We start from the raw sequence: 9,484 nt of genomic DNA on the forward strand, positions 1-9,484 counted from the left end.
CAAAAAAAAGAGAGGTTCTTAAAAGAACCTCTCTCCTCTACAAGTAAAATTATTTAGCAGCTGAATAACGCTTCGCTACTTCATCCCAGTTCACAACGTTCCAGAACGCACCGATGTAATCAGGGCGACGGTTTTGATAATTCAGGTAGTAAGCATGCTCCCAAACATCAAGACCTAAAACTGGTGTTTTGCCTTCCATTAGAGGGCTATCCTGGTTTGGTGTGCTTGTTACTTCTAATTCACCGTTGTTTACCACAAGCCAAGCCCAACCTGAGCCAAAGCGAGTAGCAGCAGCGTTAGCGAACTCTTCTTTGAATGAATCGAAGCTTCCGAACTTGGAAGAAATAGCATCTGCCAACTCTCCAGATGGAGCGCCTCCACCATTCGGGGATAATACTGTCCAGAATAGAGAGTGGTTAGCGTGGCCGCCACCATTGTTGCGTACTGCAGTACGAGCACCTTCAGGAACAGCGTCTAAGTTAGAAACAAGATCTTCAATGGATTTGCTTAGTAAATCATCGTGACCTTGAAGTGCATCATTTACTTTCGTAACATATGCATTATGGTGTTTCGTGTGGTGAATGTTCATTGTGTCCTTGTCGATATGAGGTTCTAATGCATCATATGCGTAAGGTAATTGCGGTAATTCGTAAGCCATTATAAATTCCTCCCTATGTATAGTTTCCTGAACAATGAATTCAGGCCGTTTCAGTATAAGATTACCAAAACTACTATATCTGTTCAAATATTTTGCCTTCTATTTCTCACTTTTCTCATACAAGAATAAAATTCCCTATATTTCCATTACTAGTCATAAGAATATATTTCCCCTTCAAATAACAAAAAAGAAATATACAGCCATGACAATCTGGATGATTCCTTTTGTCACGACACTGGAGATGAATCCAACGACGGATCCAACACCTACTTTTACGGCGGTCTTTAGATTGGATCTATGCACGACCCATTCACCGATGATCGCACCCAAAAACGGGCCAATCAGAATCCCGATGACAGGAATGACGAAAGGTCCGACAAGCAAACCGATCGTACTTCCCCATATTCCCGCTTTTGTACCACCAAATTTCTTTACCCCTATGAGGTTCGCCATGTAATCAGCACCGAAAAGAAGAATCACAAACAGGACCTGCACAGTCCAGAATAACCAGCTAAAGGGTTCAAAACTGAAAAACACGCCGTATAAAATAAAGCTTCCAATCAGAAATAGGACACTCGGCAAGATCGGATAGATCAATCCCACAAAGGCTAAAATCATTAATACGATGATAATACCCCAATAAAAAATTTCCATCTTTTAACACCTCTCATTCAGTATAAAAAAAACTGACCCATTTGACAAATATCAAATGGGTCAGCACTTGTATTACTCTACTTCTAAAACCGCTTCGGCAATATTGACTGCATGATCACCGATACGTTCTAGGTTACTGACGATATCAACAAACACGATTCCTGCTTGTCCCGAACATTTTCCTTCGTTCATACGCAGAATATGCTGTTTGCGAAGCTTTCTTTCCATTTTATCGATCTGATCTTCTTTTTCAGCTACTTCCCTTGCGATATCAGTATCGTTCAAGTCTAAAGATTTCAAGGCTTTTTCCACTGTTTCAATAGTTAGACTAAACATTACTTCAAGGTCGTTCATTGCATCATCTGTAATCTTAACCTTGTTGGTTTGTTGGTATTCAATCAGTTCAACGATATTCTCAAAGTGATCTCCTACACGTTCGATGTCGCGAACGGTATCCATCAATATAGAGTGTCTTTCTGATTCATTTTCAGATAATGAAGCTGAAGATAAATCTACCAAATAATTTGTGATTTTCTTATCAAGATTGTTAATGGCTCCTTCAATTTGATAAGCTGCTTCAGCATTCTTAGAGCTCTTTGACTTTAAGAATTCATTGGTTTCTTCTAATCCCTTAACGGCGAATTTACCCATGCGAAGGACTTCTTCCTTAGCTTGTCCTAAAGCGATAGAAGGTGATTGTTCAATAAACATTGGATCTAAATGTTTAGAGTTATAATCAACAAGTGAATCCTGCCCAGGGATCAATTTCGTTACGATCACTGCTAATAGAGCGATGAAAGGGAACTGGATAATCGTATTCGTTATATTAAATGAGCCGTGAGCAAAAGCGATTGTCATCGGTTCATTCAGGTTAAATGAAGATTGTAAAAACAGAACAAACTTAGTGAAAAATGGCAATATGATTAAAAAGATTGTTGAGCCAATCAGATTAAAGAGTACATGGACTGCTGCAGCTCGTCTTGCAGCAACTGAAGCACCCAAAGCTGCCAGAACTGCCGTAATGGTCGTTCCAATATTATCCCCAAATAAAATAGGAAGTGCTGCCTGGATGTCCACTAAATCTGAACTGTATAGCTCTTGTAAAATACCGATTGTAGCAGATGAACTTTGAACAATCACAGTGAATAATGTACCGATCACAACTCCAAGAATAGGACTGGTACTCATACTTACTGTTAGATCATGAAAAGCCTCAAGTGAACGAAGTGGTTTCATTCCTCCACCCATTAATTCCAGTCCATAAAATAATGCACCGAAACCAAATATCATCTGACCTAAATTATGCACTTTCTTGTTTTTAAAGAAGAATAGCATGACGGTACCAACTGCAATGATTGGTAATGCGTATTCACCGATATCAATTCCGATGATAAACGCTGTTACCGTTGTACCGATATTCGCACCCATGATGACACCGATCGCTTGTCTGAGTGTCATGAAGCCTGCACTTACTAATCCGACTACGATAACCGTTGTTCCACTACTGGACTGTATTAAGACTGTAACAAAAATACCTGCTAATACGCCCATGAATGGGTTGGTCGTGAACTTATCAAGAATTTCTTTCAGGCGTTCACCGGCAGACTTTTGAAGTCCGTCCCCCATATATTTTATCCCGAAGAGGAAAATCCCTAGTCCTCCAAAGAACTGAAACAACATCTCTTGCCAATTTAATTCCATTTTTTCAACCCCTACTTAAATTTTCGACATTAAACAACAAAAACCCCATATCATTTTTAATATATAATTGAGCAAAGGTAAATACTTTTTACTCCAAATTTACAATAGGTTAATAAAACTCGTCTTTTATTACAATTATGTTACAAAATATAATTATTACAGATTGTTCATATTCTCCATACTTGATGAAGAGGAAAGACAAGCATAAAATAGAAAGGGTATGCACGAAAGGAGAAAAGTTTAAATGAATGTATTTCAACAATTGTATAAAAGTATCTATTCCCCAAAAGACATTGCAACATTCCGCTTTCAGGGAATCGGCAAGACAATCCGTTACATATTCTTACTGGCACTAATTTCTATTTTACCAGTGGCTTTACAGTTTATATCGTTTGCAACCAGTGCCATTGACAATGTAAGAGACTCAGTGGAATCTGAATTTCCACCCTTTACAATCGAAAATGGTTCGTTATCTTCCGATCAAGCAGAACCGATTACATTAGAAAAGGAAGGCATCACTATCATCTTTGACAGTACAGGCGAACTCAAGGAAGAAAAACTTGACGCAAACGATGATACGATAGCCTTTTTGGAAAAGAGTTTCGTAGTCATCAATCAAGGAAATGTTCAATCTTCTTCCTATAGTTTATTTGGAGATACGGCTCTTACAAAGGATGGCTTAATCGAACTATTGGATTCGTTAATAGATATGAAATGGATTCTCCTTCCCGTAGCGTTATTCTTTCTTTACTTATTCACTTCCGGAATGACGTTCTTGAAGATCACCCTCTTCGCCATAATCGGTGTTACGTTTGCCAATGTTCTTAAACGAAATGTTAACTACCGGCAAAGCTTTCGGATGACCGCCTATTCCGCGACGGTTTCCACCTTATTTTTTACCCTAATGGAAATGCTGCAAACCTATATTCCTGCAGCCCCGATATTGGATTGGTTTGTGATCACCGTCATTCTTTACTTAGTCGTGAAAGAGATTCCTCAAAAGAGGATCCGGGCATAATAAGAATCCCTGTCTCACCCGGAGACAGGGATTTCCCTTTTACACCATTTTTATAAGGACCATTCGGCTTCATCCCTATAACTTGAATTGCCTGCTTAATTCCTTTAGTTGGTTAGAAGCATTCAATAGCTTTTCTCCTACTTCATGGGTATTCCTTACCTTTTCGTGCTGCTCTTTAAAGGCAGCAAGCATTTGCTCCGTTCCCGCTAACGTTTCTTGTGACACGGAAGAAAATGCCTCTGTTGATGATTCCACCTTTGGAAGAGATATTTCTAAGTAGCCCAAATCCGCCTTCATATTTTGCAGATCCCTGCTGACACCATCTATTTCATTTTTCAACAGATCAAACGATTCTCGTGTCTCAGTAGCTTCTGATACGTAGTACTGAAATTCTTTGAAAAATTGATCGAATTGCCTGGAAGCATTCAACGTGATTGACTCCATAGTATGAATGGTTTCCCTAATATTCTTCGTAGCATCTGATGATTGATCTGCAAGTTTTTTTACTTCATTGGCGACAACCGCAAATCCACGACCGGATTCACCCGCCCGTGCGGCTTCAATCGTGGCATTGAGGGCAAGCAGTTTCGTTTGTTCAGCAATTTGATTAATCAATGAGATAACAGAGACGATGGAGGATGATTGATCATGCACATCTTGAATGATCTTATTCATATGCTTGAAGTCGCCGGATACCCTGTTCAACCCCACTACCATTTTATCAACCTTGTACTCCCCGTCACCCGCTGATTCGTTCATATCCTTTGTTTTCTGGAAGACGGAATTCATTTTCATAAATATGGATTTCACAGTGATATTCATTTCTTGGAAGTGGTTGACACTTACTTCAGAAGTACCGGCCGTCTGTTCTGCCCCCTCTTTCACCATTCTCACAGTTTCTACCATATACTCATTTTCTTTCAATAGTTCAGATGAAGAGGATTGAAGCTTTGTCCCTGTAGAAGATAAACTGTCTGTTGTTTGATGAATATTATGTATTAAGTCTTTCATTTTCAATACCATCGAATCAAAACTTTTTTGAAGGGAAACAATTTCGGGCAGCGTCGTTTCCACGGGGACGTTTGCTGAAAGATCCCCATCTCTTATTTTTTTCATCGACTCTCGCAATTTTGCGATTGGGGAGGTTAACCGGTTCACCAATAATAGGACAATGATAAAGGCAACCCCTACGCTTAGACCAATCATAACCATTGTATAAGCAGCCATTGATCGAATGTCCTGCATATACTCTTCCTGAGGAACAACAATCACGTATTCACCTTGCAGCTCCTGAATCGAATGAAATGCTAACGTATAGGCCTCACCCTTGATGGTGGTTTGAATGGTCCCTTTTTCAAGATTTTCAATTCGATCAATAAGGGGTTTCTCAAATTGTAATTCAGAACGTTGACTTACTGAAAAAGGGACTGCTTTCGAATCTTTGACAAAAAAGAATTGTGCTTCTATATTATCTTGGATGAGTGCAGAATCCTGCTTCATAATCACATCGTCCAGTTTTTTTCCAAACTGTTCCTGTTTCCCAACATAAAGGAGCATCATGCTTTGTGCTATATCACTCATCGATGTCACTTCACGGTCCAATCGCTGTTCCATTAAATGGATCGTTGCCTGTTTGGACTTTATATAGGATATCCCCCCAATCGCTGAGCCTGTAATGGCAACCAGGAGTAAAATGACAATCAATAATCGATTCTTTAATGATAACTTGGTAAAAGGAACGTTCATTTTCCCCTGATTAATCCTCCAAAGCCATTCTCGTTTGAACTTTAGTATTTTCGACAAAATTATACACCCTTCCCTAATCATTCCACATTTCATTTTCTCAAAAAAAGATGAAGGAAATGTAAAGCTGGAGTAAAGGTTTATTGAATTTTAGGACGAAAGACCCCCTTCCTTCGTTTGGCTATAGACAGAAAGAGAATCATGCTTAGTAGAGAAAAAGCAAATGTAATCATATACATTTCCATCACATTCTCTTTCCATAAGCTGTATGCAATAGGTCCGAGTGCAACTCCTCCGAACCTCACAGCACCATAAATACTGACAATAAGTCCCCTTTCATGCCCCGATACACTCCCCGTAATAAAGGTATTGATGACTGGCAGCATCAAGCCTAATCCACCAAAGCTTACCGTTATAAAGAACATAAGAGAACCAAGCGATGAAAAAAAGATCAGAAAGCCTAATGGGACCGACATCATTAACAACCCACATTTCATATACGTCCATCCCAGTTCCTCATCCGTCTTTAACCTCCTCCCACACCAGTAAGAGCTGATGGTCATCGCCCCAAGTGGAAAGATAAATGTAAATCCTTTGAAAAAGCCGTCAATATGAAAAGTATTTTCAATATGGTAGGAAAGGAAGAAGAGAATGCCGAATAATAAAAATAAGCCTATCCCTCCAATCGCATAAAGTGGAAATAATAAACGTCCCTTTGAAATAAGGATGGAGTACAGGTTCTTTTTATCAGCCTTGTGATCATCTTCTTTCGTTTCAATCGTTTTTCTGAGGCCTATTAAAATCACCAAGCACAATACAGGAAACACCCAAAATGCATGATTCCAATGGACAAGGATAGCCAGTGTGGCACCAGTAAGGGGTGCGACGACCTTGCCTATCCCATTAAACACTTCTAACGAGCCTAACATCCTTGAGCGTTCCTGTCCCTGAAAGATGTCACCGATCAAGGCCATGGCCAGTGGTGTCGTTCCAGCGGCCCCCACACCTTGTAAACCTCGGCCAATCATGAAGAGTTTAACAGTTTCATTTACTTCTCCGCTCACAACACATAGGACACTTCCCAGAATCATGATCCATAGAGAAACTATGATTAATCGTTTACGACCAAAGCGATCAGACAACATTCCCACTGAACGGAATCACCACTGCTGCAGGTATGGTGAATGAGCTTAAGATAAAACCGGACCAGCTGCTATTCAAATGTAGATCCGCTTCAATACTCGGAAGAATGGGAATAAGCATAGAATTTCCCAGTACCATTAGTATGGGCAGTAATCCGATTACCAGTTGGAGAAGCTTATTCGTCATGATTCGTAACCCCTTCATAGTCAGATTCATTCTAAAATACCGGGAGGAAAGTATATATGAAAAGAATGGCTATTTTCTTTGGTATTATCATTCTTCTTTATAGTGTCTATTATGATTTAAATGAGGGAACCTTAAGGCTGCTTTATAAGGAATCCACTGTCGCAACAGCCCAGCCTCAGGTTAATCAGGCATCTCCAACCGCGTCCCAGGAAACTCCTGAGGAAGATCCCTCATCCATACCTTATGTGGAAATGGAGGTCAAGCCCGGTGATACAGTCTTAAGTCTTGTAGAAGATCTTCTTGATGGTTCTATACCTGTTCCCATCGAACGTGTGATTACCGATTTCGAAGAATTAAATGATGTGCCGCCTGCAAAGATCCAAATCGGGAAAACCTACAAAATCCCAAATTATCAATAATCCAAGCATTCAAAATACACCTATTTCTTGTCATTTCACACAAAACACTGTTACAATAGCTTCGTATTACTTATAATGAAACTTTGAGAACCTTTCTAAAGGAGCGAATTACACTTGAGTGAAATTATACATCGTTCAAAAACACGTCCGGTCAAAGTCGGAGATTTAACTATTGGCGGTAACAATGAACTTGTTATCCAGAGTATGACCACTACAAAGACACATGATGTTGAAGCAACGGTTAAAGAGATTCACCGTCTCGAAGAAGCAGGTTGTCAGGTTGTCCGCGTAGCTTGTCCAGATGAACGTGCTGCAGACGCGATAGCTGATATTAAGAAACAGATCAATATTCCACTTGTTGTCGATATACATTTTGACTATAAACTAGCCTTAAAAGCCATTGAAGGCGGAGCCGATAAAATTCGGATCAATCCAGGAAATATCGGTCGCCGTGAAAAAGTGGAGGCCGTTGTCAAAGCAGCGAAAGAAAAAGGGATTCCAATTCGAATCGGGGTAAATGCCGGAAGCTTGGAAAGAAAAATCCTTGAAAAGTATGGATACCCAACGGCTGACGGTATGGTAGAAAGTGCCCTTCATCACATCAAGATTCTGGAAGATCTCGATTTTCATGACATCATCGTTTCCATGAAGGCATCTGATGTGAACTTGGCCATTGAAGCATACACGAAAGCGGCTAAAGCATTTGATTACCCTCTTCACCTTGGAATCACTGAATCGGGTACATTGTTTGCAGGAACTGTAAAGAGTGCAGTAGGTCTGGGGGCGATTCTAAGTCTTGGCATTGGTAATACACTGCGTATTTCCTTAAGTGCTGACCCTGTTGAAGAAGTGAAAGTAGCCAGAGAACTATTAAAGTCGTTTGGATTAGCTTCAAATGCTGCTACCTTAATTTCGTGTCCGACATGCGGCCGTATCGAAATCGACTTAATTTCAATAGCCAATGAAGTGGAAGAATACATCTCCACCATTAAAGCACCAATCAAAGTAGCTGTCCTGGGATGTGCAGTAAATGGACCAGGTGAAGCCAGAGAAGCCGATATCGGTATCGCCGGTGCTCGTGGTGAAGGACTATTATTCCGAAAAGGAAAGACTGTCCGGAAAGTTCCTGAAGAGACGATGGTTGAGGAATTAAAGAAAGAAATCGACAAGATTGCAGAAGAATATTTTGCACAGCAAGAAGCAGAAAAGAATGAACAAGAAGTTTAAATGCATGTAAAGTAAAAGAGGGCTGATCTCGATCAGCCCTCTTTTTTTCATTCTTGAAACGCTCCCAATTTCAAGAAAAAGTGTTATTTTTAAAAGAACGGCAGTACAAATAATCCAATAATTATCGATACGGCCCCAATTCCGATTGCCCAGGCACCGAGCATTTCTGCTCCTCTTCTTCTTGCCACAAATCCAAGAACAATTCCCGCAGCTCCCATGATTACCGGGAGAATAAATAAGGAAAGAATGGATAGAGCAAGTGCAGAGTATCCCAATACACGACCTGATGTTGTCGTATCTCGGGCGGTATCCTCTTCAAAGTCGCGGCTTACACTCATTGGAGCAGCAATTTCTGCTGCTGTTTCTTCACGGTATTCTTTACTCACATCTGTTTCCGGATTGTCGTAATACACGTCGATATCTTGTAGATTTCGATCAACGCTGTTTAATTCGCGTCGTTCATCATTCATACAGCAATCCCTCACTTTCTGTGTTTGGGAGCCTTCTTATTGTGTGTCACTTCACTATATTTACTATGCTAATGTTTGTCATTTTTGTTAGCTTACATTCACTTATCAAACCATTGCTTTTGAAAGGCTGCTTTTCCCAAAGTTTGTTGCTATCTTAAGAAAGAAAGTAGTAGTTGATTTCCGCTCCAGGATGCTCGCTTTCCGCGGGGCTGGCGGTGAGCCTCCTCGGCTGCGCCTCCGGGGTCTCACCTGTCCAGCTATTCCC

At 40.4% G+C, this 9,484-nt stretch carries 10 protein-coding genes; 3 read left to right on the forward strand and 7 right to left on the reverse strand.

Annotation, left to right across the window (positions count from 1 at the left end; all coding sequences use genetic code 11):
* Positions 1–49: 49 nt before the first annotated feature.
* The 3 genes from DET59_RS15365 to DET59_RS15375 all read right to left on the reverse strand — a co-directional run bounded on the left by DET59_RS15365 (position 50) and on the right by DET59_RS15375 (position 3,013).
* Positions 50–658: a superoxide dismutase gene (locus DET59_RS15365; RefSeq protein WP_044339644.1), complete on the reverse strand. Its 609-nt coding sequence runs from the start codon at positions 656–658 to the stop codon at positions 50–52.
* 174 nt (positions 659–832) lie between these two features.
* Positions 833–1,312 carry a DUF456 domain-containing protein gene (locus DET59_RS15370; protein WP_113970521.1) on the reverse strand — a complete coding sequence of 160 codons (480 nt, stop codon included), beginning with the start codon at positions 1,310–1,312 and terminating at the stop codon, positions 833–835.
* A 72-nt stretch (positions 1,313–1,384) separates the two neighbouring features.
* Positions 1,385–3,013, reverse strand: coding sequence for a Na/Pi cotransporter family protein (locus tag DET59_RS15375; protein WP_113970522.1), 1,629 nt, complete (start codon positions 3,011–3,013; stop codon positions 1,385–1,387).
* 244 nt (positions 3,014–3,257) lie between these two features.
* On the opposite strand from DET59_RS15375, the gene DET59_RS15380 reads away from it, so the two are divergent.
* Positions 3,258–4,031, forward strand: a complete 774-nt coding sequence (locus DET59_RS15380; RefSeq protein ID WP_113970523.1) for a DUF1189 domain-containing protein — start codon at positions 3,258–3,260, stop codon at positions 4,029–4,031.
* Positions 4,032–4,106: 75 nt separating this feature from the next.
* Here DET59_RS15380 and DET59_RS15385 read toward each other — a convergent pair whose 3' ends face one another.
* The 3 genes from DET59_RS15385 to DET59_RS22145 form a co-directional block, all read right to left on the reverse strand.
* Positions 4,107–5,834, reverse strand: coding sequence for a methyl-accepting chemotaxis protein (locus DET59_RS15385; RefSeq protein WP_181778188.1), 1,728 nt, complete (start codon positions 5,832–5,834; stop codon positions 4,107–4,109).
* A gap of 80 nt (positions 5,835–5,914) precedes the next feature.
* On the reverse strand, positions 5,915–6,919 hold the full coding sequence (locus DET59_RS15390) for an MFS transporter (protein WP_258549699.1): 1,005 nt from the start codon (positions 6,917–6,919) through the stop codon (positions 5,915–5,917).
* Positions 6,909–7,103, reverse strand: coding sequence for a hypothetical protein (locus DET59_RS22145; RefSeq protein ID WP_258549697.1), 195 nt, complete (start codon positions 7,101–7,103; stop codon positions 6,909–6,911). The genes DET59_RS15390 and DET59_RS22145 overlap by 11 nt, the downstream gene beginning before the upstream one ends.
* 56 nt (positions 7,104–7,159) lie before the next feature.
* On the opposite strand from DET59_RS22145, the gene DET59_RS15395 reads away from it, so the two are divergent.
* Both DET59_RS15395 and ispG read left to right on the forward strand, forming a co-directional pair.
* Positions 7,160–7,522 carry a hypothetical protein gene (locus DET59_RS15395; protein WP_113970525.1) on the forward strand — a complete coding sequence of 121 codons (363 nt, stop codon included), beginning with the start codon at positions 7,160–7,162 and terminating at the stop codon, positions 7,520–7,522.
* 123 nt (positions 7,523–7,645) lie between these two features.
* A complete protein-coding gene (gene ispG / locus DET59_RS15400; protein WP_142675596.1) occupies positions 7,646–8,749 on the forward strand; it encodes a flavodoxin-dependent (E)-4-hydroxy-3-methylbut-2-enyl-diphosphate synthase in 1,104 nt (367 codons plus the stop codon).
* A gap of 89 nt (positions 8,750–8,838) precedes the next feature.
* On the opposite strand, the gene DET59_RS15405 is transcribed toward ispG, so the two are convergent.
* Complete coding sequence (locus tag DET59_RS15405; RefSeq protein ID WP_113970527.1) at positions 8,839–9,219, reverse strand: DUF4190 domain-containing protein; 381 nt, start codon at positions 9,217–9,219, stop codon at positions 8,839–8,841.
* Positions 9,220–9,484 lie beyond the last annotated feature (265 nt).

This window comes from Rossellomorea aquimaris, from assembly GCF_003315075.1.
GTDB classification, from domain to species: Bacteria; Bacillota; Bacilli; order Bacillales; family Bacillaceae_B; genus Rossellomorea; species Rossellomorea aquimaris_C.

Coding starts and splice junctions, on each gene's coding strand:
- DET59_RS15365 (WP_044339644.1), bottom strand. CDS start 658: ATGGCTTACGAATTACCGCAATTACCTTACGCATATGATGCATTAGAA.
- DET59_RS15370 (WP_113970521.1), bottom strand. CDS start 1,312: ATGGAAATTTTTTATTGGGGTATTATCATCGTATTAATGATTTTAGCC.
- DET59_RS15375 (WP_113970522.1), bottom strand. CDS start 3,013: ATGGAATTAAATTGGCAAGAGATGTTGTTTCAGTTCTTTGGAGGACTA.
- DET59_RS15380 (WP_113970523.1), top strand. CDS start 3,258: ATGAATGTATTTCAACAATTGTATAAAAGTATCTATTCCCCAAAAGAC.
- DET59_RS15390 (WP_258549699.1), bottom strand. CDS start 6,919: ATGTTGTCTGATCGCTTTGGTCGTAAACGATTAATCATAGTTTCTCTA.
- DET59_RS22145 (WP_258549697.1), bottom strand. CDS start 7,103: ATGACGAATAAGCTTCTCCAACTGGTAATCGGATTACTGCCCATACTA.
- DET59_RS15395 (WP_113970525.1), top strand. CDS start 7,160: ATGAAAAGAATGGCTATTTTCTTTGGTATTATCATTCTTCTTTATAGT.
- DET59_RS15405 (WP_113970527.1), bottom strand. CDS start 9,219: ATGAATGATGAACGACGCGAATTAAACAGCGTTGATCGAAATCTACAA.